The organism is Acidithrix sp. C25, from assembly GCF_904848545.2.
The window spans coordinates 678,612-703,446 of the sequence record NZ_CAJHCI020000001.1 but is presented as its reverse complement, the minus strand read 5'-3'; the positions used below and the strand labels follow the sequence as shown (position 1 = coordinate 703,446).

15 protein-coding genes and 2 pseudogenes are annotated in these 24,835 nt (G+C 46.2%); 10 read left to right on the top strand and 7 right to left on the bottom strand.

Translation table 11 applies throughout. The features are described 5' to 3' along the window. The first annotated feature begins 523 nt into the window (after positions 1–523). Entirely contained in the window at positions 524–1,132 is a 609-nt protein-coding gene (locus ACIDITHRIX25_RS89580; RefSeq protein WP_052606616.1) for a DoxX family protein, read from the top strand. A gap of 436 nt (positions 1,133–1,568) precedes the next feature. Here ACIDITHRIX25_RS89580 and ACIDITHRIX25_RS89575 read toward each other — a convergent pair whose 3' ends face one another. After that, a complete protein-coding gene (locus tag ACIDITHRIX25_RS89575; protein ID WP_160291876.1) occupies positions 1,569–2,321 on the bottom strand; it encodes a Type 1 glutamine amidotransferase-like domain-containing protein in 753 nt (250 codons plus the stop codon). A 1,639-nt stretch (positions 2,322–3,960) separates the two neighbouring features. Here ACIDITHRIX25_RS89575 and ACIDITHRIX25_RS89570 point away from each other — a divergent pair. From ACIDITHRIX25_RS89570 to ACIDITHRIX25_RS89560, 3 genes are all read left to right on the top strand, one after another. Then, positions 3,961–5,796: an APC family permease gene (locus ACIDITHRIX25_RS89570; RefSeq protein WP_201732507.1), complete on the top strand. Its 1,836-nt coding sequence runs from the start codon at positions 3,961–3,963 to the stop codon at positions 5,794–5,796. A 284-nt stretch (positions 5,797–6,080) separates the two neighbouring features. Beyond that, the gene (locus ACIDITHRIX25_RS89565) at positions 6,081–6,992 is read left to right on the top strand and encodes an alpha/beta hydrolase (RefSeq protein ID WP_052606618.1); all 912 of its coding nucleotides are present in this window, start codon (positions 6,081–6,083) and stop codon (positions 6,990–6,992) included. A gap of 234 nt (positions 6,993–7,226) precedes the next feature. After that, on the top strand, positions 7,227–7,676 hold the full coding sequence (locus ACIDITHRIX25_RS89560; RefSeq protein ID WP_152626111.1) for a hypothetical protein: 450 nt from the start codon (positions 7,227–7,229) through the stop codon (positions 7,674–7,676). A 461-nt stretch (positions 7,677–8,137) separates the two neighbouring features. Here ACIDITHRIX25_RS89560 and ACIDITHRIX25_RS89555 read toward each other — a convergent pair whose 3' ends face one another. Both ACIDITHRIX25_RS89555 and ACIDITHRIX25_RS89550 read right to left on the bottom strand, forming a co-directional pair. Continuing rightward, positions 8,138–8,344 carry a hypothetical protein gene (locus ACIDITHRIX25_RS89555; RefSeq protein WP_052606620.1) on the bottom strand — a complete coding sequence of 69 codons (207 nt, stop codon included), beginning with the start codon at positions 8,342–8,344 and terminating at the stop codon, positions 8,138–8,140. Between the two features lie 219 nt (positions 8,345–8,563). Then, entirely contained in the window at positions 8,564–9,370 is an 807-nt protein-coding gene (locus tag ACIDITHRIX25_RS89550) for a phosphatase PAP2 family protein (RefSeq protein ID WP_152626112.1), read from the bottom strand. 671 nt (positions 9,371–10,041) lie between these two features. On the opposite strand from ACIDITHRIX25_RS89550, the gene ACIDITHRIX25_RS89545 reads away from it, so the two are divergent. Next, on the top strand, positions 10,042–13,209 hold the full coding sequence (locus tag ACIDITHRIX25_RS89545; protein WP_160291877.1) for an EAL domain-containing protein: 3,168 nt from the start codon (positions 10,042–10,044) through the stop codon (positions 13,207–13,209). Between the two features lie 286 nt (positions 13,210–13,495). On the opposite strand, the gene ACIDITHRIX25_RS89540 is transcribed toward ACIDITHRIX25_RS89545, so the two are convergent. Further along, the gene (locus ACIDITHRIX25_RS89540) at positions 13,496–14,410 is read right to left on the bottom strand and encodes a hydroxymethylglutaryl-CoA lyase (protein WP_082058781.1); all 915 of its coding nucleotides are present in this window, start codon (positions 14,408–14,410) and stop codon (positions 13,496–13,498) included. Positions 14,411–15,025: 615 nt separating this feature from the next. Here ACIDITHRIX25_RS89540 and ACIDITHRIX25_RS89535 point away from each other — a divergent pair. The 3 genes and pseudogenes from ACIDITHRIX25_RS89535 to ACIDITHRIX25_RS89525 all read left to right on the top strand — a co-directional run bounded on the left by ACIDITHRIX25_RS89535 (position 15,026) and on the right by ACIDITHRIX25_RS89525 (position 18,428). Then, positions 15,026–15,352, top strand: coding sequence for a hypothetical protein (locus ACIDITHRIX25_RS89535; RefSeq protein ID WP_201732506.1), 327 nt, complete (start codon positions 15,026–15,028; stop codon positions 15,350–15,352). Positions 15,353–15,681: 329 nt separating this feature from the next. Beyond that, on the top strand, positions 15,682–16,854 hold the full coding sequence (locus ACIDITHRIX25_RS89530; protein WP_052606626.1) for a MalY/PatB family protein: 1,173 nt from the start codon (positions 15,682–15,684) through the stop codon (positions 16,852–16,854). Between the two features lie 346 nt (positions 16,855–17,200). Then, positions 17,201–18,428: pseudogene (locus ACIDITHRIX25_RS89525) on the top strand (ISAzo13 family transposase). A gap of 366 nt (positions 18,429–18,794) precedes the next feature. Here the strand turns inward: ACIDITHRIX25_RS89525 and tnpA are convergent. Then, positions 18,795–19,232, bottom strand: a pseudogene (gene tnpA / locus ACIDITHRIX25_RS89520) (IS200/IS605 family transposase). Positions 19,233–19,527: 295 nt separating this feature from the next. Here tnpA and ACIDITHRIX25_RS89515 point away from each other — a divergent pair. After that, positions 19,528–20,652 (top strand): zinc ribbon domain-containing protein, encoded by a 1,125-nt coding sequence (locus ACIDITHRIX25_RS89515; protein WP_201732504.1) that lies wholly within the window; start codon positions 19,528–19,530, stop codon positions 20,650–20,652. A gap of 116 nt (positions 20,653–20,768) precedes the next feature. On the opposite strand, the gene ACIDITHRIX25_RS89510 is transcribed toward ACIDITHRIX25_RS89515, so the two are convergent. Next, positions 20,769–21,968, bottom strand: coding sequence for an NAD(P)/FAD-dependent oxidoreductase (locus tag ACIDITHRIX25_RS89510; RefSeq protein WP_160291914.1), 1,200 nt, complete (start codon positions 21,966–21,968; stop codon positions 20,769–20,771). 5 nt (positions 21,969–21,973) lie between these two features. Then, entirely contained in the window at positions 21,974–22,189 is a 216-nt protein-coding gene (locus tag ACIDITHRIX25_RS89505) for a ferredoxin (RefSeq protein WP_052607038.1), read from the bottom strand. Between the two features lie 1,597 nt (positions 22,190–23,786). On the opposite strand from ACIDITHRIX25_RS89505, the gene ACIDITHRIX25_RS89500 reads away from it, so the two are divergent. Further along, on the top strand, positions 23,787–24,353 hold the full coding sequence (locus ACIDITHRIX25_RS89500; protein WP_052607036.1) for a hypothetical protein: 567 nt from the start codon (positions 23,787–23,789) through the stop codon (positions 24,351–24,353). The last annotated feature ends 482 nt before the right edge of the window (positions 24,354–24,835 follow it).

Sequence of the window (24,835 nt, the reverse complement as noted above, 5' to 3'; positions counted from 1 at the left end):
AAGGACCAAGCCATACTTATTGCGGTTCTATCTAGTCAAAGGCCTTGCCTAATGACATTCTAATCGATACAAATTCCAATAATTTATTCCGAGGTTGACTTATTATATCAAAACTGAAATTAAGAATATAAATAAACTAATCGATATCAATGAGGAATTATTACCGACCGATCTTAGCAATTCACAATTTTGCCTGCTCATAATAATTAGATTTATTAGTCTATTTAGATAAGCAATATCTCTGGTGGGATTGAGCATTCCATAGATATAACTTAACTGCCCAATCGAAAATGTGGCGTTACAAACAGGAGTCGATACGTAGCTTTAAACTCGCACCCCACATGCGTCAAGAGATCTACAAGGCATTAGGGCCATTTCGAGACCTGGGTCACACCAGATAGGTGCAAAGGGCCCTTGTCTAAAGATAAGCAATTTATTAGATTACTAATTAAAGCCTCTGATAGAGAGCAAGAGATAAATGATCTCATACCTATCGAGGTTAATATCAGGGTAGGTGTTTTAGATGAAGAAAATTCAACTAGTAAATGTTTCAACTTTACGACCTTTTAGGTGGCTATATCAAAGCAAGGGAGCCAGCTATATTTGGCTAGTCGCGAGACTTTGGCTCGGTTATAAGTGGCTGGATGCCGGTTGGCAAAAGATGTTCGGTGCAGAATATTCTAGCTTCTGGAATGGAGGTAAAGGCGTAGCCGGATTCGCGACATCAGCTCAAGCCCATTCCACTGGTGCACACGCATCTGTCGTTTATGGGTGGTGGGTCTCCTTCATGACCAACTTCGTGGGACCTAACCATGCGATCATCGCCAAGTTGGTAACCTTGGGAGAGCTCGCAATCGGCCTTGGCCTTATTATTGGCCTCTTTACCGGAGTTGCAGCCTTCTTTGGAGTCGGCCTGAACATCATGTATCTCCTGTCCGGAACCATCGGTGTAAATCCTATTTACCTGCTCATCGGAGTCTTCCTGATCTTCGCATGGCAAAATGCTGGAAATCTTGGAGCTGACCGATACGTACTTCCTTACCTACTTGAACGACGAACCAATCAATATGACGTAGATGTCGCAAAAATTATTTCGACCCCTCAAACAAAAGAAGCAGCAACTCAAAAGTAACTTCCTAAAAAGGCAGTTTGAAAAGAATTAGCCCAGTCACAAAAAACCCCTTTGACCCCATTCAAAGGGGTTTTTTGTGTTCATTATCAAATAGGAGGGTCACAAAGCGAAAAAACGGAATTCTCACATCATCTGGGCCAAGAGATCACACGGCGAGCTTACCAAAACCTACTAGATCCTTCATGACTGGTTATACACCACCTCCAAGCATGTGAAATCTCTAAACCCGCAAATCACAGCTATAGTTAGTTTCAGAACCGTTGAGGCTCAATTAACTATTTATCCATTGATTTCGACCACTTCCCGAGAAGTGCTCGCTTTTCATCATTGATCTTCAAGGACAAAAGCAATGTCCGATTGCTATACTTCTAATAATATGGTCACGCCGTGATCTATGAACATTGGATTCCTTCCGCCTAGATACCAAACAATTACCTCAAGGATTCAAGGTCAACCTTGGCATCGGTAGCTTCCAAGTCGCCAAATCTTGGCCACGACCGAGACGGTATCGCTCCCCATCGCGAATCAACCAGGCACTGCGGACACCTTCAACCCTCCAAGATCCATCCTCCCAGATCAGAGCAGTCTCTTCGTCGACTCCAACTATGTCGATTCCATTAGATGTTTCCAATCCAAAATTCACCAATCCTTGAGGTAAGCGTCCGACTAAACGATCAAAATGGGGGATCACGGCTAGATCAGGAATAACTCCAAACCCGTGACGCTCCTTATGAGTAGGTCGGAGCTTAGGGATCCAACCAGCTAAGGCCATTGCTCCCGCGCTACATCCCGCCAAGGCACTTCCGCCTAGCCATGATTCAATTGCTAGGTGCAAAAATCTCGTTCCCGACAAAGTTTCAACGAGGAGGCTAGGATTGCCGCCTGAGAAATAGATCAACCCGGCTTCAGCTAGTACCCCGTCGAATTCACCGTTATCCGCCTGCATACGATTGCCAATTGGCACAGCGACATCCTGGACCCCAAGCCTCCTTGCTTGTGCCCTGCCGAGTTCGATCCAATATGCAAGGCGTTCGGGCCCTTCTGCGGAAGCTGCAGTAGGAATCTGAATAAAATTCGGTTTACGTCCATCGAGTAGTGATGCCTCAATCAATGCCATCGATTCCAGATATTCACCAGAACCGATTAGGGCTATTGGACCAGGACTCATCGAAGAGTTGTCATCTTGCAAAGTTCCACTACCCTTCATTTGCGACTATAAAAACAAAGCTAGACCCATAAGAGGTCTACTATAAAGTTAGCCCATTTCAAAGAAAAGATTTCCCTAAAGCGATATAGGTCCATGCGCTATCAGTCCTGAGAGAAAATCGACCAACGTCCTCATGTGATCACTGCTTTTGGCTGCTGAATTGGCTAGTCCGCTACAGTCGGTTCGCCTGTGCTGCCAGCAACATCCTTACGCCTTTGCTCAAAGTTTCATTATAAGACCAACGTCGCCGCTACAGCTCACTCCTCCCCGCTGCGTAGCATCCGGTACTCGTACCATTAGCTTTTGGCCTCGGTTTATTTCGTTTCGGGGATTCCCTTAGGGAGAAAATGCACGACTGATTCGCAAGTTCGATAGGAAAACCGCTACCCCTGCCATTGCTGCGCCACTACTGGGCCCCTACCCCGCCGCTACTGCGCTCATGCCAACTTTAACAAGAGACACCGTCTAGCCAGTAACGAGGCAACCAGCCAGGCAAACCCATAGCATTGATTCTTCCTGGGTTGTGATATTCTGCATAAGGGGTTCTATTCGTCATAGCATCGTTGACTTTTGCTCATGTTCGTAGCACTTATCAAATGGAGGTATCTCCGCCTTTCAGCTCAACGCTCATCACCCTGGCTCGCTACCAACGCAGCTTGTGCCGATTTGATATCCTTTCTAGTAAATTAATATCGAAAGAACCACGGAGCTAGAGGCTTCTTTCCTCATCTCTGAATTTGCATTACTTGGCCAGGAAGCTCAAAAGGTCAAACTATGGTTAGCATTCAGCGCACATGGCACCCAAGAGAGCATTGAGTTCAAAAATAGTTTCAAGTCATAGTCATTGATTCCTAACAGCACTCGTGCTTCTTAGGTGCTGCCTGATAGGTCGCCGTTTTCAAGTTCATCTCCTTGGGCTCATATTCAAAGATTCAGCTCGGGAAGTCAATTGTGTTGCGGCGCAATGGAGATCGATCGGATAGACATAAGGGTTATGCCGATTTCAGGAGAGCGGGACTTAAAAGATGGACTTACTATCCACTAGCAGACCTCATAATGCTGCGATGATCGTCTTCATACATTTTTCATGGCGCTGGTTTGCAGCGCTTGATGGCCTTTAACCCCTTACGATTGCATCATGGTCAAGAAACTCTTCGTTGAACGTCTTGTACCCTTCGGCGACCTTCCTCGGCACCTTGTTCTGGATATGCTTTTTTGGCTTCAAAATGATTTTCTCCATCTGTATCATAGATACAAACCTCAAATTAGGAGGGGATTAATCAATTGAAAGCCTTCCAACCAGCCCAAACCTAAAGAACTGTTCTTTTAGCAAAGAGAAGCTTCCCAAAAAACACAAGTAGTAGATCTTGGTGATATGTCGATGGGTATTCATCAATCCCAAGCAACTTGTCGGGCGTTGGTAATTTCGCAACTCGACGATATCGAGATATCAGATATTCATTCGCCGGACTAGCATTAGGTGGCAATGGTTCATCGAAACAAATGGCGGACAGGAAACAGCGCCTCTAATTCCACCACTGTACAGGATGAACCAGCTCAACGGGAATTAAGATTTACCACGACCAGATCGGAAAAAAGTCCTCTCAACCTCTGGAGATTGTTGATCGGTCGACCACTGCGCACATCCGAGTCGGCAAAAGAACGGATCAATCCGATTGAGGGCCTCTCGGCTCTATCGCTAGATGCGCTCACTTCGGTAGCCTATGGTCCAGAAGCTCTCCTAAGTGTCCTGGTGGTTGGTGGGGCAACTGCATTGAACGCCATGCTACCAATTACGATTGTAATCGTAATTCTGCTCGCTATCCTGGTCACATCCTACCGGCAGGTGATCGAAGCATACCCTACCGGCGGAGGAGCATACGCGGTCTCAAAAGCCAACTTGGGCAAAAACATCAGTCTCGTCGCAGCAGCTGCGTTAATAGTTGACTATACGCTGACAGTGGCAGTCTCAATTGCGGCTGGCGTGGGGGCGCTCACCTCAGCCTTTCCGCAACTTGCACCCCAAACAGTTCCCCCATGTCTCGCTTTTCTCGCAATTCTTACCTTAATGAACCTGAGGGGACTTGGCGAAACAGCTAGGGTCTTCTTACTTCCGACTGCACTTTTCATTATCGGCATCTATGCCGTCATCGTACTGGGGCTAATCCATCCCCTGGCGCTTTCGGCCAAAGACTTGACATTTCACATCACATCGAAGACCACACAGACTCTGGGCATTTTATTAATTCTCAAAGCCTTTTCAGCCGGCTGCAGCGCGCTTACTGGCGTCGAAGCGATAGCAAATGGAGTACCGCTTTACAAGGAGCCCCGAGTGCCAAGGGCTAAAAAAACCGAAATGCTTCTTGGCCTGATCTTGGGTAGCATGCTAATTGGTCTTGCCGTACTCGCGAATCGCTTTCACGTTGCACCAAACGCCACCCAGACAGCATTAAGCCAAATCATGGCTATTACGATGGGTCGCAATTTCGCTTTTTTAGCACTCTCAATAATTATCACCTTGGTGCTGGGTCTCGCCGCAAACACTTCATTCGGAGGACTGCCGATACTAGCAAGTCTTCTGGCTCAGGACAACTTCTTACCACACAGATTTGCTCTCAAAGGAGAACGCCAAGTTTTCTCCACAGGAATCTGGACCCTCTCGTTTTTCTCAGCATTGCTGCTTATCGGAGTCAATGGCAACACAAATAATCTGATTCCCATGTTTGCAATTGGTGTTTTCACAGGATTCACCCTTTCGCAGATAGGTCTCGTGGTTCACTGGAAACGAACAAAGCCGAGTCGATGGAAACGCAAAGCTGCAATCAATGGATTCGGGGCGACCGTGACCGGAGTCTCCACCTTGATATTCCTCCTCACAAAGTTCCTCAACGGTGCATGGCTCGTAGTGATAGCAGTTCCACTTATCATTCTTCTTTTTTTACGCATCAAAAACTACTATCTAAGAGTAAGCACATCGCTGCAATTAGGCACGATTCCTTCGAAGCCGAAATCACAAGAAACAACCGTAATAATACCTATTTCTCAAATCTCAAAACTAACCCAGTACGCAATTGGTGAAGCGTTATCTCTTGGGCAAAAGGCGATCGCCCTTTATGTATACAACACCGACCCGACTCTTGATGAATCTCAAAAATTGACTCCTACGAAAAAGGACGATCTCGCCAAAGAATGGATGAAATGGAATCCTGGAATCCAGCTAGAGATAATTGAGAGCGACTACTCATCCATTGTCAAACCGATTGTCGACTATATCGATCAGCTTCGCAACTCTATAGACAATCAGATAGTAGTGCTCATCCCCGTGATCATTCCTGATAAAGGTCGTTACCGAATTCTACATAATCAAACTGACCTGCTGCTGTCCGCCTCATTGAGCAAGCGGAGCGACCTAATAGTCGCCAGAGCAAAATATCGCCTTGACCGGACGGAGCGTTAGATGATCCAGGACGATAGCAAGTTCCGATGTTTTACATGGATTTCTAACTTATCTTTGAGCTCTGGGTCTGCTCTTTCCGTTAGGAATTATACACATTCAATTGTGTTTAAGGATCCAGGGCACGTGGAGCATGGAACCATTATCGAGCAAAACCCCTCGATCTCGCTTTGATCTTGAAATCTCAGATAATTCAATACAATTTCAAATAATTATCGATGGATATTATTGTGATATGGAGTAGATATTCACAAAGATACACTCTGATCTAGATGGTGAAAGTATAGATGGATACCTCTTTTAGAGCCCACGTAGCACGTCAAGTTTTACTTATAAAAAAACAACAAAACCGAAAGAGACCACTTGATCTGACCAAACTCCCTAAGAGGCCAAAAGGTGAGAGCGCTCTTCGAAAAGCCGTAATTTCTAGGATTCTAGAGATTGAAACTGAAACCAGATACTATGGCGGCGTTGAATGTGAATGGGTAGTCCCCAAAAAAAGACACAGTGAGATGGTCTTATACTATCTCCATGGAGGCGCCTACATTGGTGGTTCCCCGGCGACGCACCGTTACTTCATCTCCCAAATCACCAAAAGAGCGCAGTGCTCCGCCGTCGTAATCGATTATCGACTCGCCCCTGAAAATACCTTTCCAGCTGCAGTGATAGATGCGGTAAAATCTTACAGGGGTCTTTTAGAATCAGGCGTCGAAGCCCGCAATATTGTCCTAGGTGGCGATAGTGCCGGTGGGGGCCTAGCTCTTGCATTGGTTCAGGAATTAAAGAAGCTCGGACTAGCGCTCCCCCGTCGCATCTTTCTTTTGAGCCCTTGGACCGACTTGACCGGTTCAGGTTCTTCGGTAATGACTAATTCCAAGATTGACCCATGGCTAAATAGTGACGGCATCTCACTTACCGCAAAACTCTATCTAGGAGAAAATGACCCAAGTCACCCCTTGGCTTCTCCGCTCTTTGGCAACCTAGATGATTGCTCAGAGACGATTATCTTCGTTGGAAGTGATGAGATTCTATTTGACGATTCGCTTCGTCTCTATGACAACCTCGCACGCATAGGCATAAGGTGCAAGTTGATCATTGGAGAACACCTTTGGCATGTATGGCCCCTATTTCCCATACCAGAAGCCAAAGCTACATGGAACGCTATTGCATCTTTTTTAAATTTCGGTCTCTCAACCTAGGTGAAGGCGACTTGGAATAGCTAAACCGACGCAATTTAATCTAGCATTTCTAGAGCGGAGGCAAGATGGTGGTCTAAGGTCGTAAACAAATAAGCACGTTACCGTTGCTAGCATTCATCTTGGGGCCATGTCGACCTATAGATGGAAGGCAATTTCGGGAATTACCCTACGGCGGCAATAATTCATCTATCATTAAACGTTAGATCTTGTATCTAAGGTAGATCTAGGGGTAACATGATGGTACAGACAATCGATGACACTGAAAAGGTTGACGACGCTTCAACGGAGAAATTCTTTTCTAAGAAAGATCTTGTTCCTATGCTTGCCGGAACAATCGATATGATCATCTTCGGAATTGGTGTAATTGTCACGATATTTTGGCTAGGATCAATTCACCATCAACCGCTCCCGACCTCATCTAAATGGGTTCCTTCTTCACATGCAGCAGCGGCCCTGGCGCTACAGACAGCGCAACAATCCACACCTACTACGGCTAACGTCCCCACTCAAGTTACAACCTACGTCTGTTCCATCCTGGTACCACAAACGCTAAACAGTGGACAGGTTCATTACGTAGAATACAGGGGAAGTTGTAACACTATCCATGCCATTGCAGCACAGCACAAATCTGGTGTTAGGTGGCTACCAGTTCAAAAGTTTGTCCACACCCAAAGTGGGAGCTAGCTAGAGTTTCCTCTGCCCATCTCAATATAGAGACCTCTTGCCAAGCGATTATAAACATCGCTAAGCAACATCGAAAGCATCGAGTGGTAACCTTTTCTGAAAGATTAACTCCCCGACGATTTAGCACCATCGAAATGGTAGAGCCAACCTCAATGGAAAAATAGCTTAAAAGTCAAAGGGTTTGATCTTGCCTTTGTCACCGAACCCCAGCACAAAGATAGCTAATCTCTCACGATCTGGCTTCAGTAGGCTAACAGTAGTAAATCAATCGCCAAGAATCGGCTCTTGGCGATCAAAGACCTAAATTGGACAGATAAACAGCTCAGTCACCGCCATGGAACTTGGTCTGAAACAGCCGGACTCGACAGTTATAGATAAGCTTCACATCGCCACAAGTATCCTTCTTATTGCTGGAGATCCTCTAGGCACAAAAGAGATTCCGCTCCAAGATACATATACATTTATATGCACCTCTTTTGCTTTCTTCCTCCAGCCGCCTTTGTGTCTTTCTTTCTATCCATAGAGACAGAACCAAGGCGAGTCGGTGATTGTCCATCTTCCACGTCCAAACTGCATCGTCGTGGTTTGCTTGGAGTCCTCACCGAAGCGGTAGCCTTGGCACCCATTGGGACGCTTTCGGCTTTCCATTTAGCGTAGGAACCTCTCATCGAGGCTCTTTCTCACTTACCGATAGGGAGTGAACCGGTTGATCTGGCGATCTTGGAACTTTGACTTGATGTTCATGGAGGCTACGTGATCTGCATCACCCTGGCTGTTACAATCCCAGGAGGGATTGTAACAGCCAAACACATAACCGTATCGGTTGTCCAAAGAGACATACCGACAGATTGGATCAGGAGATGTTTGGCGCATGTAGGCCGCGTTGACTATTTTGATGCCCCTCGCGTGGTCAGCGATTGCAAATCACTAAATCTACCTCTCTCGTTCCAAAACTCAAGTTTTCTTCCTCCAGCGATGAAATAGGAGATGTAAAAATCGATAAAGCCACCGACCAAATCGATCCAAAAGTGATTTGCAGTGACAATTACTACGAATATAGTAATAATTGGATGGAGAAGTAAAAGAACCTTCAGCCACCTCTTTCTTACCACGCAAACGATTGCGAAGGTGCACCACAACGCCCAGGCCATATGCAAGCTCGGCATTGCGGCGTAAAGGTTACCTGCGTCTTTCATCAAAGTCGCGTCTAGCGTACCAGCACCGCCAATTACAGCTTGCGTATCGACAAAATGATAGCTACGAGGAAGAAGGCGCGGTGGCATGACAGGCAAGACGATAAAGACAATGAGGGCAAATCCATTTAGAAGAGCCATGGTGTTTCGCCATAGGATGTAACGGTGTGGATAACGCCAAAATAGCAAAACGAGTACCAAAACCGGGAGCAAGAAGTGGACGGTAGTATAATAGATATCTGCTAACTTGATAAGCCAAATGGCGTGGTCTAAAAAGTACTTTTGGAAAGAGCTTTCAAAGAAGAAGCCAAAAAACTTTTCAATGTTTACTTCACGAATCGCATTGGTTCGAGCCACCGATGTAGCCCCAGAGGCCAGCGATGATGTCAATTCGTAGCCAAAGTAAATAACCAAGATCAAAATGAGCTGATTCCAAAAGCGGATTGTCTTACCATTCACTACTTTTCTTGGAGCCAACTTTGAAAATCGCGATTCAGCCATGTATCTCCCGTTAACTGGACTTAGGACAGAAAAAAGGCTAGCCACCCTATAGCGATTCAAAGCTCACGTGATAAATCTTTTACGTTCTACCAGCAAAAGTAGCAATAAATGAGAAGATTCCGCGCTCACCTCCACCATTATCACCCGATGGTTCGGTCCAATTGGACCCCTTAGGATGTGTCGCCACCCAAATAGGGCAATTAGTTGAAGTTGCACAACACGCTTGGCATAGCCGCCTTCGGTAAAGTCATGTTGATAAAGATAATTTCACCCGAGCCCCTCTGGATACCTACTAAAAATAATTTGCTAATAAGGCACAGTCAAAGCAGCACACCCATCCTGAACTAAAATATTTGAAAATTCCAGAAACGTTCTATCCTGTCCGGGTGAATCCAAGGCTGCGATTGTTCTACCGAAAATTCGGCCACTAAAGGTAGCTCGATTTCGATCTCCAATCAGACCAATTCGAGCAAAGCGAAATCGTATATGTGAAGTTCGCAAGACTTCTGTCCGATAAAAGATCACATAGAATTAACGACTCCATCTAGGAGCTCTAAGTTGAGATAAGAATTGTACAGAACAACGGTCGCCTGTGATCCTGGAGAAATAGCCCAAATGACCCTAAAGAACACAAAGAGTTTGGACGGACGTCTCGTGACGCGATGGGCGTTATGAACGACTCTAATTATTTTCCCGATTCAAAAGGTGAGGACTTGCTAGCCGGCAGAATAAATTCCCTTCTACACCTCTACGAGGCACTCTCGCAGGTAACAATCGAGGTGATCAACTCCTCTACCATTGGTGAGCTATTTCAGTCGGTCTGCGATTCAATGGTGCTAAGTGGAGAATTCAACCTTATCTGGATCGGAACATTAGGCGAGGATAATGTCTCGGTTCTACCAAGAGCGCGAGCTGGTAGAGACCTAGGATACATAGATTCGATTAAGACTGACATCACACAAGGTACAAAAGGACGAGGACCATCTGCACGGTCGATTCGTAATCAAGTGACCACAGTCGTCAACGATGTAGCATCTGACATGAAGATGCGTGCATGGCGACGGGAAGCGCAACAAAATAACTTGGCATCTTTGGTAACGCTACCGATCATGGTTGACCGGAATAACCGTGGCACGTTAGCTGTATATTCGCCAATAGTCGGCTATTTTGACGAATCCAAGGTGGAGATTCTCGAACGAATTGCAAAAATCATCTCACTCAAATGGAATAGTTTCGTCGAGGAGACTAAGGCAGGAGTCGAAAATGATTTAATCACCTCCAAAGAACGAACCCTAGCCATGGCAATAACACATTCCCCGATGGGAATCTGCCTACTCGATCAAGACGGGAAGGTCGTTGTTGCAAATGATTCCATCTGTCAGATTCTTGGCCGAAACCAGCAGGAATTAATCGGTATTCGAGCAGCCCTGTTCATCGAGGAGAGCGAACGGTCTCTTGCAATGGCCCAATGGTACGAAATCATGAACCAGCCCTCCTCTACCACGACCAACAATCTGAGATTAGTGCATAAGGACGGATCCAAACGTTGGGTACGAGTCCAACTCTCAGTACCGAACCCCGAAGATTCCAAATATCTGCTCCTCCAAATCGAAGACATACACGAAGCCCATTTAGAACAAGAGTTACAGCAAAACTTTGGTCTGAACATGGAAAAGCTATTAGCAAATGCACCAGTAGCACTGTTGGCAACCGACTCAGATGGCGTTGTTACTATGAACGCAGGGGGGTTGGCCTCAGCGCGCCCTGAATTTTCATTCTTTAAAATAGCCAAAGGTAACACATTGGCATTGGAGTCTCAATCTGACGGTGCAAATGAAGTAGTTCGCCTACTGGAAAACAAAGCGTCATTTGACGGATCTGTCCAAATCCACGAGACACAGATCGATCTCCATATCCAGGCACAATCAGGCCGGGATGGATCCATCGAACAGTTGATGGCGATCGCCATTGATACGACAGAGATGTTCCAAGCCAAGACACGTCTAGCCCTAAAGGCTGCCACCTCCCAAGCTCTATTAGAGCTAGGGCAACGTCTTATGATCGCTCAGGATAGTCAATCCGCTATTGATGAGGCAATAGCGGTGCTGAAAAACGCCTGCGGCGCGCGTTTCGTCCTTTTCGCACCAATACTTGAAGACTCTGGCATATTAGTGGGAGCTACTCACCAAGACGCAGAGCCATTTACCATTCGAGTAAATGTCCGTCGAAATACCGCTGTCGCACAGTCATTAGATGCGGTAAAAGTCGCCCTGCTACGGGGGGCTGAAATGCTTGGTGGCTTTGAAATTAGCGCGATATCACAGCAGTTCATCGAGGTAGCCGTCTTGCCGGTCATGGGACGAAATCAGATCCTGGGAGCAATAATAATAGTTCCTCGGAACGACGTTACCGTACGGCAAGATAATTTGGAATTCCTCAACGGCGTTATGACTAGCTTGAACACTACGATTCAGCGCACTGAATTAGAACATGCCCATTTAAATCAAGCACGCCTCGACCGCCTAACCGGCCTTTGGAATCGTGATTCATACAGGGAAGCATTAGCTATTGCCCTAGAAGAAAACTACAACTCTTCTTCTGGGGGCCTCTTGGTCGCAACACTAGATGTCGACCGATTCAGACAGATTAATGAAGCACTAGGCCATGAAGTTGGAGACAAGGTCGTCTTTAAGATCGCAGATGTACTTAGGACATGTGTGGTAGACGGCTGCACGATTGCAAGGATTGGGGGAGATGAGTTCGGAATCTTCGTCTCACTAGCTCGTGAGACTCTACAAAAAGATGCTCAGGCAATCCTCGACGGCATCCTCGATGACATTACCTATCCTATGCAGTTCTCAAGCGTTCGCCTTTTAATTTCAGCTTCCATAGGTGCGACGATTGTTCCCTGTGGCTCCATTCCCGATCAGAAAAAGACTCTAAGTCAAGTTGACATGGCAATGTATGACGCAAAAAGCTCCCAAGTTCGTGTCAAGTTCTACGTACCAAAGCCAAACGATCCCACCACGGAGACTTTGATGCTTCTGTCTGATTTGACTGAAGCGATCGACAACGGCGAGATTGAAGTCTATTTACAACCTAAGATGGCCATCAAAACTAGCAAGATTACCGGCTTTGAGGCTCTAGCTAGATGGAAACACCGTGTACGAGGCTTTGTTGCACCAGATCAATTCATCAGGCTGGCAGAGCAAACCGGTCAGATTAGGACGTTGACCGAGACGGTCCTGGAAAAATCAATATATCAAATCCAAACCCTTTGCGCACTTGGATACTGCCTTCCAATAGCAGTAAACCTCTCTCCATCGCTCTTTACCGATGAAACTATCGCTGAGACAATAGAGACGATGTTGCGCGCAGGAAACGTACCCTTTCCCTTTCTAGAATTGGAGTTCACCGAGACGATGTCGCTTGCCGATCCTGACAATGCCCTGCGTGTCTTTAGGCGTCTATCCGAACAGAACTTTCGCTTTTCAATTGACGACTTTGGAACGGGCTTCTCATCCCTAAATCATCTCCGAAATGTCGCGGCATCGGCTATCAAGATAGATAAAAGCTATATCGAGAATATCACAACCAGCGAAAAGGACTTCTCTATCGTAAAGGGCGTCATCGAACTAGGTCACGCACTCTCTTTTTCAGTCGTAGCTGAAGGCGTGGAAGATAAGGAAACTCTCAAATCGTTAGATAACCTAGGTTGCGATGAGATCCAAGGATTTCTCCTTGGCTATCCAATGCCCCTAAATGATCTCTTGACGTGGCTAGATCAAAATACATACTCAGATTGTGGCATGACCTTTCACAAAGACCTTAAACCATAAGAGTCCATTGCAAACTTGAAGTCTCGGCATGAAAATGATTTAACTACCAGTCGATGACCTACTCCAACGAACCCTATAGGCTTTAACGCATTCAGGATAAAATAAACTGCCAACCTAGACGAACCCGGCACTAGAACCCGGCACTAGCACTAGATAGCTCTCCTGTAAGATATCAACGAGCAAAGCCAAAGACCAAGTGCTGCCCCTTCTGGTACCTCTACAACAACCTAAAATCATCTAACGGCATCCCACTCGCCGCCAATGAGTTCCACCCTTTGCGAAATAGCTATTGAGGCGGAAAGATTCCAGCACGACCCAGTAGTGCAGGCACTGGGCGACCCATCTTCTGTGATAACCACTCCGAGATTTCAATAGCAGCTCCAAGGTCTACCCCAGTAGAGATTCCGGAACGCTCAAGCATAAAGCACAGATCTTCTGTCGGGATATTACCAGTTGCTCGAGGTGCAAAGGGGCAACCACCAATTCCCCCAAGCGATGAATCCAATGCATCCACACCCGCTATAACCGCAGCATAGGCACTAGCCAACCCAGTATTTCTGGTGTTATGGAAGTGACACCTAATCTTTAGGTCACTAGGTAGCAACTCTTTGGCGAGCGCCACTCGCTCTTCAACCATCGGTGGAACTGCTACACCGATGGTATCGGCGATAGCCACCTCGTCAATCTCTAGTTCCGCAATGGCCGACAATACGCTAGAAAATCTATCGATGCTAACTTCGCCCTCATAAGGACATCCAAAAGCCGCCGAGAGAGAAACCGTCAATGAAAGTCCATTCGCCGCTGCTCGAGGGGCTATCCTATAAAGCGCCTCGAGGTTCTCAGCGACAGACATACCTTGATTTTTCTGCGAGAAAGTCTCAGTCACAACCACCACATAATTGATCTCTCGGACCCTCGTCATCAGTGCACGATCGAGACCGCGCTCATTTAGGACGAGCCCAATAGCACCTTGCATGGCACGCTCGGAGAGACTGCGAAGAACCTCGTCTCCATCAGCCATCTGAGGTACTCGCTTAGGATTTACAAAACTGGCAACCTCAATGCGGTTTAGCCCTGCATCAATGGCGGACTCGATCAGAAAGAGTTTTTCGCTGTTATTAAAATTTACAGCCTCATTCTGCAGTCCATCCCGAGGGGACACTTCGACTATCTCAACGCTTCTTGGTAACAAACTACTCACAAAGCCACCTTCTAACAGAATTCCAAAAGATCAAATACAAAACTACCGACTCGAGCCTGAAACGACTCCGGTGTATAGATATCGACCAAGACTTCTTAATCTATCACCACCAGGCGCCATGGCCAATGTGATTTACCATAAAACGCAACCGTAGCCACAATCCAACAATCTGTGCGTAGCAGCCCTAGTGGGGGCGCTAACAAGTGATATCGAAGCCAGCGTCGAGTCAAATCTAAGCCACGGCACTATAAAGAGTAAGTCGCTCTGCATCTAATCGGGAAACAAAATACAAACTCTATTTCACCCATTGAAATACAAACCAAACGTCTAAATGTAAAAATTAGCACGCAACACCGCCATTTAAATCCATGCGATTATGTCAAAGCCTGGTAGCACCCCTGACCCTTAAATATTGCAGCAATTTGCAAAATACAATCTAACATTTCTGTAATATATAGATTTAGTATGTAAATTAATGAAACAAAAAAGCGACGATTAAGAGGGAACTGGCTTTGACCGGGGCAAATTTATAAACAATCACTTGTTTGTTTAAAGGTTCTATCAAATAATGGAATTGGAGTACCTCCACATTTTCTAAAGACGAAGAGGACCCGCGTGACTGCCGTAGTACCATTTATAGGATTTCAGATTGCCTTAGAACTCTTACTCCTGATCATCGGCCTTAGCCTTCTAATTAAATTGGCTTGCCAGAGACGAAGGGCAGCGCGACAATTAGATTCCCCGAAGGCGTCTTGTGAGGATGACATTCCACCTCCAAAGAGCGATAATTTATTCTCTGAACCCCCGAAACTACCAAGGCTTCTACTAGATCCAAAAAATAGCGAGATCGACGAGTCCACCTCTCAGTTTACCAATTTGGCAGATATCATTTCATCTCTGCCAAATGATAACAACGAGTCGGCAGCTAAGATTGAACTCTAAATACTAAGGCATGAGTGCATGGCTCTTTCGCCATGTTCCATTTTGGTAGTTTGGCCGATTTGAGCTGGAAAGATTTAATATTATCGACTATTTTGGCAATTGGTCTGCATTCAAATCATCTTTGGGCCATAGTTAACAAAAAAAACGACCAAAGCCTCCAGAATCCAGCTAGATACAGTGTCGTTCATAAGCTAAGGTTGTTTCGGCCAGACGCTAGAGTTGTTTCTGCCAGAAACTAGATGGAATATCAGACCCCGAAGAGGTCTAGATATGAAGTCCATCTATCGTTATGACTACAAAGTCAAATCGAAAGAATGAGAAGCTACGCCATGTCCGACACCTTTAACGCATCCTCAGAGCGGTTGTTACAACTATTACGTAATCCATATGGAACCAAATGGAATCGATACGAAGATGACGTTATCCCAATGTGGATCGCCGATATGGATTTCGGATCCGCTCAGCCTGTAGTGGATGCAATCTCAAAGGCGGCTGGTGGATTTGGCTTGGGCTATTCCAGACAAGAGGTATACGACGACACAATTGGGGCATTTCAGGGTCGTTACCTCGATCAATTCTCATGCGAGGTCGACCCATCGTTAGCACTGCTCACCACTGACGTAGTGCAATCGATTTACTTCGCTATCTCCCTCTTTAGCGAAGCTGGCGACAGCGTAATCATCCAAAGTCCCATCTACCCTCCATTCATGCATGCTACTAAAGAGTTGGATCGCCAAGTCGCCTTCAACCCCCTAGTTGAATCCAATGACACTATGCAGTTCAACTTCGAACAGCTAGACGAAATTGCTTCGGATCCAAAAGCTAAAATTCTCCTGCTTTGTAACCCTCATAATCCAAGCGGTCGAGTTATGACTGAAGTAGAGATCAGGGCCACCTTGGAGATCGCTAGTCGCCATAATTTATTAATTGTGGCAGATGAGATCCACGGAGAAATCACCTACCCTAGGCGTTCACACCTCCCAATTGCTAAATTTGTCGACGACTATGACGTCTCATTGATAACACTGACTTCGGCGTCGAAAGCCTTCAACCTTGCTGGCTTGCGATGCGCAGTTGCAGGCTTTTCATCTATGGCACTCAAGAGCCGCTTTGAGAAGATCTCATTTCATATGCGGGGAGCCATCTCTAATTTAGGAATGGTTGGAACCACAGTGGCTTGGCGCGAATGCGACGCCTGGCAAGACGAAGTTATGGGGCAGTTAGAAAAGAATCGTCAAACGATCAGCGATTTTATAAACCATCACGATCTACCCATTGGCTACTCAATGCCTGAGGGAACATATCTGGCCTGGCTCAACTTCGAAAATTCTAGCTTAGGAGATGATCCAGCCAGTATCATCCTACAAAAAGCAAAGGTGGCCCTAAGCTCAGGCTCTGATTTCGGACCAGAGTCATCGACCTTTGCGCGTTTAAATTTCGCGACCTCAAGTCAAAACCTACTAAGAGCCCTTGAGGCTATTGGTGAGGCAATTACCAAGTAAGTCAAATGATGAGCCCACTACAACCCTAGCCAAAGTGAGACGGAAGGCAGCGTAAAGGTTAGGTGTCATAAGCCAACTCCTTTGGCCAACTTATTTAGCGTGATGAAGATCTCATAGCTGGACATGAAGTCACACCTGAAAGCCATAGATCTAGTGAAGCACATGCGCTAGAGATAATCCAAGGGGTCTCCATATTGCCATAACAACGCTCTCGTCGTATTTTGTCATCTTCAAAAACTGTTCTAAAGACGGCGAACCCTCCGCAATTGTTAAAAATGTCGCATTAGATCGACTTGAGACTTGTAATTAAATAATGATTACATGCTTGTAATTTGTCCGCTATCGTATGGGCGTAGGCGAAGAACCGTCAATATCTAAGCGTTACCAACTGATCTCGGGTATCTTGAACGAACGTCAGCGTCGGCTGTATTTGGCAGCGGAGGCTCAGGTGCTCGGTTATGGTGGGGTCTCTTTAGTATCACGAGCAACGAATATTTCACGTCCGGCTGATCTATACAGGACTCAAGGAGCTTGCGGGGCTGGATCTTTCCAAGGGAAAGCAAGACGACCGTATTAGACGACCAGGTGGCGGTCGCAAAAGAACAGTTCTAGTTGATGATACGCTGCCAGGCGATCTAGAACCACTCCTTGAGTCAACAACTATCGGTGATCCCCAATCGCCGCTTCGATGAACCACCAAGGCCACCAGACCACTAGCAGATGAGTTCAGGGCTCAGGGCCACCAGACAAGCCATTCTATAGTGGCCAACCTATTGCACGAACGCAACTACAGCCTGCAATCAAATCGTAAGAATCTAGAAGGTCCCCAACACGCTGATCGTAATGCACAGTTTGAATTCATAGCGTCTTGTGCAAAAACTCTTTTAGATGAAGGTGAACCTGTCATATCGGTAGACGCCAAGAAGAAAGAACTAACTGGTGTATTTGCTAACAGCGGTAAAACATGGAGACCAAAGGGTGAAGCTGAAGAAGTCCTGGTAAATGATTTTATCGATCCATCCCTTGGCAGGACCAATCCTTACGGTGTCTATGACATCGGTCGCAATAAAGGCTGGGTGAGCGTCGGGATAGACCACGATACCGCAAGCTTTGCAACAGAGTCTATTCTTCGGTGGTGGCGGAAGATGGGATCTCTGGCATATCCAGCTACCACCAAAGTCATGATCACAGCTGACGGCGGAGGTAGCAACGAAAGCAGGATTCGCCTTTGGAAACTGGAACTTTAAAAGCTCTCAAACGAAATTGGTATACCAATTTCGTTTTGTCATCTACCACCTGGAACTTCAAAGTGGAACAAGATTGAACATAAGATGTTCTCATACATCACAATGAACTGGCGAGCAAGACCTCTTGTCTCGCATGAGGTAATCATCAACTCAATTGCTAACGCGAAAACAACGACCGGACTCAAAATCAACGCTGAACTTGACGCCAACAGTTACCCTCTTGGGGTAAAGGTCAGTGACGAAGAGCTGCGTCAGATAAATATCGATCGGGCTGAGTTTCATGGTGAAAGGAATTACACCATCTCTCCGCAGGACCAATCACCTTGACAAGATTATTTCGTTACGGGGCCTTGCGTTTAATTGCAGAGTTCGAAGATTCGCTTACCAGATAAAGCGTGGTGTTCAAGCACGCGGTATCGATTCCCTTTGGAAATCCCTTGTGAAATCGCTACAAGCCTCCATGAAGTAAGGTGTCTTCGCCTGAAATGATATTCGAAATGGTTCACACCCGTCTTTCTACTATTGGCTCCGCCAACTTCATTTGAACCAACGGGAGCGCAATCGGTTTCCGTGAGGGAGGGGTCAAGCGACCTAATTCTTTCTCGGTCTACCTGATTTACCTCTTGGGAGTTTCTGGTTTTCTATGTACTTCTTCACTTCCTCTAATGGGGCTCCACCACAAGACACTATCGACTAGGAGGGCGACCAAAAGTGCTCCCCCCACAAAGCCTCTCGGACTTCCGGCCAGTTCTTTGCCCTTACTCTCATGGCGATAAGTGTCTTCATGGACATCACCAGTCTCGACAGGGCAACTTTAGCTGCGTTGGTGATCAGTAGGTGGGTAGGTGATCAGTAGGTGGGTAGGTGATCAGTAGCTGCGTTGGTGATCAGTAGGTGGGCATGATCGCCGTCTGTCTCAAAAGCATCAAGGGTGGAATCGAAACGAGTACACACCTCAAGAATCGCAGATCTGATCTCGTCACTAACTCTCTCGGTTATGACATTACGTCGATATTTAGGTACCAAGACGATGTGTGCATGTAATTGATATACCACATGCCTTCCATTGCGCCAATCATCGTCATGTAGTGAAATATAGTCCTTAGTAGATAATGCTATATTAGTTATCAAATGGCTAGTAAAAGCGCAGAGTATACAACAGCTATCGTGTCCGTCACTCTGACAGGGGCCTCTTATCGTCTAGCCCATGACTCGTGCCATGGGGCAGCATTGTTATGGAACCAAGCGGTCAATTGGGTCCATGGCGAATGGAAAGCCAAGCGCTCTCCTAATAAGTACGACATTCAAGGGTTTCTCAACTCGATACCTCGCCAAGACCGTCCATTACACGCCCATACCACTTTAGACAATCGCTCACGATCTCTCAGAGGCCATAACCACAGCTAGGGTAAACCGCATGCAGGGTATGAAGATCCGATCTCCTTGGCGTAAGAAGAACTACCGGCCTCTATCGTTCTCGAAGAACTCTGGCTGGCGTATCTCCAAAGGTCAACTCCACCTGTCACTAGGTAGGGGCCGTCCGCGTATAGATCTTTCTATTCCCACCGTTTTAGATTCTGCAACTGGCGAAGAGGTTGACCCTGGGCTATGGGGTGAGATTCAACTGTGCTGGGATCGAGATAAAAGACGATTCAGTCTGCATATCCCTTATGAGACTCTCCGAGAAGTCTCGGTGGGTGATGCTTTGAGTGCCATCGACGAAGGAATCATCAACTCTATGGCGCTAGCTACTTGGGTAGATGACAAGACCATAGACGTAACGATTATCAATGGACGCGAAGCTCCAGCTATCAAACGACAAAGAAACAAGGCCGTCGGTCAACTACAGCACAAGATCAGCAAGTGCAAGAATGGATCTAAGAAGCATAAAAGGCTGGTAACTGCGAAGAAGAAGATCAACTCCAAAGCAAAGCTATCGCTTCGTGACTTTGATCATCAGGTTTCCAACAAGGCGGCCAATCACGTCATTAGCCACAACACCGCCAGAGTTATAGTTGGTGACGTGAGGGGTATTGAGAAGGAGACCAAGTCCAAGCGGCGCATGGGCCGCCACGGTCGTCAACAACTCTCCCAGTGGTCAAGGGGTCGACAGGAACGCTACCTCAAAGACAAGACCGGATTAGACCTAGATTTCCTGAACGAATCAGGTTCAACCAAGACCTGTCCAGCGTGCTTGACACGCAATCGACCATCAGGTCGGCCCTACCGATGCAAGAACCCTATTTGTGGTTTTACTTGTCATCGAGACGCTGTAGGAGCGATCAATATCCTCCAGAAGGCGTTATGCGGGGAATACACTCCAATTGGACCGGACATAAAAGTCCGAGTCACGTATCTCCGGGCTGTCGAGCGCTGGTCACTTGATCAACGTGAAGCACACCCCAAGGTGCAGTGCCGCAAGGCCAGAGCCCGAAGTAGTGCCCAGAACCGGGCCTTGTCTGAGGCAACTCAGATTAGCAAGCCGAAGCTAGCAAACTCATCCACCAGTACCGATTCATCGGTACCAGACCAGTTGGTCGTGGTGGCGTGACGGGAGCGATGCTTGGTAACCCCAACCAAACGGCGGAGCCAGAAGCCCCGTCCGTAAGGGCGGGGAGGTTCACTAATTACTCCAAGAAGTTGGCGGAGATTACCACTGACGACCTCTTAACGTGACTTTAGAGACTTCTCAACTTCGTCTCTGTATTTCATATGGCTCTGTCCCAATCCGATCAAAACTACGCCAACCATGGTCTCTTCTTGGAAGTAGCCCATTGCTACTTCGGTATCGATATCACCTTCCAGAATCCGAATTTGACTAGGGTCCACGACTAATCCGGGAATTCCAAAAGACTGAATCCTAAGATCAAACTGATCGGACCAAAATGCCGGCATCGGTTTAAATGACGTTGGAATGGTTCCCGATGTCAAAAGGCTTACCATTGCCTTACCGAGATAGCGACCGGAGTCCACCGCAATTCCCCAATGTTCGATTCGACGTGGAACCTCATCGAAAGCTAAATTTGGAAAGCGAGCCACATCTCCAACCGCAAAGTTCGCTCCACCATGGCCAAAGCGTAAGGTCTCATCACAGAGAACACCGTTACCCAAATCAAGGCCATTCTGCTGCATCCATTCCACATTTGGTATCGAACCGATCGCTTCTATAACCAGATCCGCCCTAATAATAGTACCGTCATCGCAATAAAGGGTAAAACCATCGGATCCACTCTCGATCTCTAGCGGGAGGCGACCAAGACAAAGCTCCACTCCTCTTTCTCGATGATGACGTCCTATAGCTCCTCCCAAAACGTTGCCCAACGGCCTTTGCATCAACACCTCTTCGGGTGCGACTATAGTTACCATATGGCCCAAATTAGTAAGGGTACCAGCCAATTCAGCACCAATAAATCCTGCACCAATAATTGCTATTCGCATTCCAGCTCGGATCAAAGCACCTTTTATAGCTTCCAAATCGTCAAAACTCCGAAGGGAAAATATGCCATTCTTGGGTTTTGGAATCGCCAGAGCACGACTGCGCAAACCTGTAGCAACTACAAGACCATCAAACTCTATGAGAGTATCATCCTCAAGGATTACCGTCTTTTCCTCTAATTGCAACGCTCGTGCCCCAACGCCCAAAATCATCTTGTATGAATCCGGCTTGGTCGAAGAACGAAGTTTGATCGCATCAAACCCTTCTGACGATGAAAGTGCCTCTTTCGAGAGTGGGGGCCGATTGTAAGGTGGATGCCTTTCGTCACCGATCAAGATCACCTCACCCGAATATCCAGCCCGCAAAATTGAATCCACCGAGCGAAGCCCAGCAAGCGAAGCTCCGACAACGACGACCCTTGATCTTTCCAATGACGTCAATCCTCTATCTCGATTGCTTGCATTGGGCATACATCTATCGCCTCTTCGATCGAGTCGCGAAGATCCTCATCGAGCTCACCTGAGACATAAGTACCTTTCGCGACGTCCCTAAAGGTCAATTCGCCTCTCGAATTAAGGGCAAAGACATCTGGAGCCGCAAAGACACACTGACCATGATCCGAACACTTATCAAGATCGACTGTTACCTTCATTATTCTTATTCTCCCTATCTTTATAGATCCACCCAAGAAGGGCAATCTTCTCTAACTAATTCAAAAACTAAGGTGCCAAGATGCATATGACTTTGAATCGTCAACTTCTCTTATGAAAATTATCGACATAACCTGGTAAATCAATAGTAATTTGCTCAAAATTGCCTCCTGAGGACTATGGCTTGTGGCAATGACCCACCTTTTCCAATATGGCCCAATGGCAATACCGTCAAACCAGAAACCAAGGCTCCACAATCCTAAAAGATGGTTGACTTATTTAGCCAATGCCTCATCTTGGGCGATGGGCTAAGCACTTCACCACTTAGGACAACTTTCCTACTTGCTAGCTATTTCTAACTTTTACCACCTTGGACTGAACCGCAACCCACAATGCCATCACCCACGCGCTATCGCCCGTAATTGCTGTACGTAGAGGACTCACACAAAGATCGCACGTGTATAAGCACTTCTAATAATTATCAAGGACTTATACACTTAACACTCATAAATTTTACGCCCGATAACGGTAGCCATCTCAGATCAATAATCGCATCCATCATTGACGTCCCTAATCATATTCGAGAAATCGCATCTAATTGATTTTGTATAAACCTCAAAACCACCATAAAGATCTGTCAGCGAATTAGGAGAGAAGCTCCCGGCTGGCAAAATTCGCTCGCAAATTAAATTAATTATCATTACCTAAAATAAAGACGGCATTAAACCAGTTAAGATTAAATATAAATGAGAATTTTCCTATAATTCATCGCTCCTATGCAGCCAGTCCATAGAACCAAGAGAATCTATCCAGTTCCAATTCACGAAGACTTATTAGAATCCATGCTACTCAAGCACAGGAATATCGACTTAGACCAATAGATTGATCTGATGGCTAATAGTGCCACCTTAGAAAGTTCCAGTGAACCAGTCTTACTCCCACTTGCGCATTAAGTAACCTAGGCTACCACTGCCTTTTCAGATGCATCATCCTAAGTAAGCTCCCAACGACAACCTCCAGTAAAAAAAATGGGTCACTAAAGTAGTTCCAATAAATCCTTATTATGGTTTGACTGAAAGATAGACACAACGCATTCTCGTATCTGGGATCTTTAAATGATAAATCCCAATCTTAAAACTCCCCTAATAAGTTGGTGACTAATTGAGCGAGCTAGAAATATTCAAGTCGATGATCGAGATTTTAGGAACGGAATAGTTTGTATCGATTCGAACGATGGCTCAAAACTGCTCTCGTTTTTTAAAGATAAAGCCCAAATTCACCCTCGAGATATTTTATTAGATGTAGCCACCACTCTGTCTCGGATCCAATAACTTACTAAAATAAGAACTATCGAAAGATAACACTTTTCAATGGATAATCCGTTGTAGCATAAGCAATGACCTGGGAACTATAACTGCTTATAGCTGGAATATTATAGCTCTGAACCCCAACTCGAAAAGACAATAGAAACACGTAGGATTTTAAATGAAGTCACTAATGGGTTCACGGAAAAAGTTAATATTACTCTACGTGACTAATAATATCTCGTAACCGCCAAAGACAAAAATTAATGGGGATTAGTTCTCAGAGGAAGTTCAAATGAGAAAAATTAAACTAAACGCAAAGATAGCAAGTGGTCTTACAGTTTTGGCGATAAGCGGTGGATGGCTAGCAGGTGCAACACTTGGAACCCCAGCGGTATCATCTGCGAGCACAACCCCATCTACATCGATACCTGCGGCTCTCTCTTCATTCACAACGACGAGCCCAAGTGGTGGACACCATGGTGGTCTTATGAGAGCTGTTGCTGGAGATCATCTCTTGAAAACTGCAGCTAGTGACCTAAAGACAACTACATCTGCTCTCAAAGCAGACTTGCAAGCTGGAAAGACCCTAGCCGCAGTAGCAACGGCAGCTAATATCTCTCCATCTACCTTGATCTCAGAGTTGGTAACTAGTGCTACAGCAAATATCAACTCCGCTGTAACCGCTGGAAAGATAACCTCTACTCAAGCCACTCAGATCCTGTCTCATCTAAATACAGCTATCACCAACTTCGTCAATAACCCACGTCCCGCTGGTGGCCCTGGCTTCGGTGGTCTTGGTGGACCCAGCTATGCTCAAGGTGGAGCCACCAGTGCCTACCCAGCATCGCAGGCTATCTAAGTGCTCAAGTAGACTCAACACACCCAAGCGATAATCCCAAATCGGACCAATGAGTCTTCTTGCTTGGTCTGGCTGACTATAAAGAGTGATTGAACGTTATATGAATATCGAAGCTGTCCATATAACGCCTTTGCAAAAGCCCATCAACTTGCATCTTCTAGGGCTTTTGAACTCCCAACTTCAACTTAAGCGACACCAACCTAAACGTAGATGGCTCTTAATCGGCTGACCTACACAGGGATGCTCTTTAACCCTTCCTCTCACGGAGTTCTTTGGCCCAGAGCTTTGACTCACTGAATGACACTGCAAGCCAATCATGAGATCCAAAAGGTGCACGATAGAGATGAACTTTTAAGGGCTCTCCTAACCCTCATGTGGGTCGCCAAGACCCCATAACCGATAAGTAACGCCTGTACGATAAGAACTTTTGGGTCTTTAAAAGCATTGAATGAAACGTGCACGGTTTGTGACCTCTAAATTTG

What these genes read in the sequence shown, in the direction of transcription:
- ACIDITHRIX25_RS89530 (WP_052606626.1), top strand. Translation starts at nt 15,682, where the DNA reads ATGTCCGACACCTTTAACGCATCCTCAGAGCGGTTGTTACAACTATTA.
- ACIDITHRIX25_RS89560 (WP_152626111.1), top strand. Translation starts at nt 7,227, where the DNA reads ATGATGGTACAGACAATCGATGACACTGAAAAGGTTGACGACGCTTCA.
- ACIDITHRIX25_RS89565 (WP_052606618.1), top strand. Translation starts at nt 6,081, where the DNA reads ATGGATACCTCTTTTAGAGCCCACGTAGCACGTCAAGTTTTACTTATA.
- ACIDITHRIX25_RS89500 (WP_052607036.1), top strand. Translation starts at nt 23,787, where the DNA reads ATGAGAAAAATTAAACTAAACGCAAAGATAGCAAGTGGTCTTACAGTT.
- ACIDITHRIX25_RS89515 (WP_201732504.1), top strand. Translation starts at nt 19,528, where the DNA reads ATGAAGATCCGATCTCCTTGGCGTAAGAAGAACTACCGGCCTCTATCG.
- ACIDITHRIX25_RS89550 (WP_152626112.1), bottom strand. Translation starts at nt 9,370, where the DNA reads ATGGCTGAATCGCGATTTTCAAAGTTGGCTCCAAGAAAAGTAGTGAAT.
- ACIDITHRIX25_RS89580 (WP_052606616.1), top strand. Translation starts at nt 524, where the DNA reads ATGAAGAAAATTCAACTAGTAAATGTTTCAACTTTACGACCTTTTAGG.
- ACIDITHRIX25_RS89555 (WP_052606620.1), bottom strand. Translation starts at nt 8,344, where the DNA reads ATGAGAGGTTCCTACGCTAAATGGAAAGCCGAAAGCGTCCCAATGGGT.
- ACIDITHRIX25_RS89545 (WP_160291877.1), top strand. Translation starts at nt 10,042, where the DNA reads ATGAACGACTCTAATTATTTTCCCGATTCAAAAGGTGAGGACTTGCTA.
- ACIDITHRIX25_RS89505 (WP_052607038.1), bottom strand. Translation starts at nt 22,189, where the DNA reads ATGAAGGTAACAGTCGATCTTGATAAGTGTTCGGATCATGGTCAGTGT.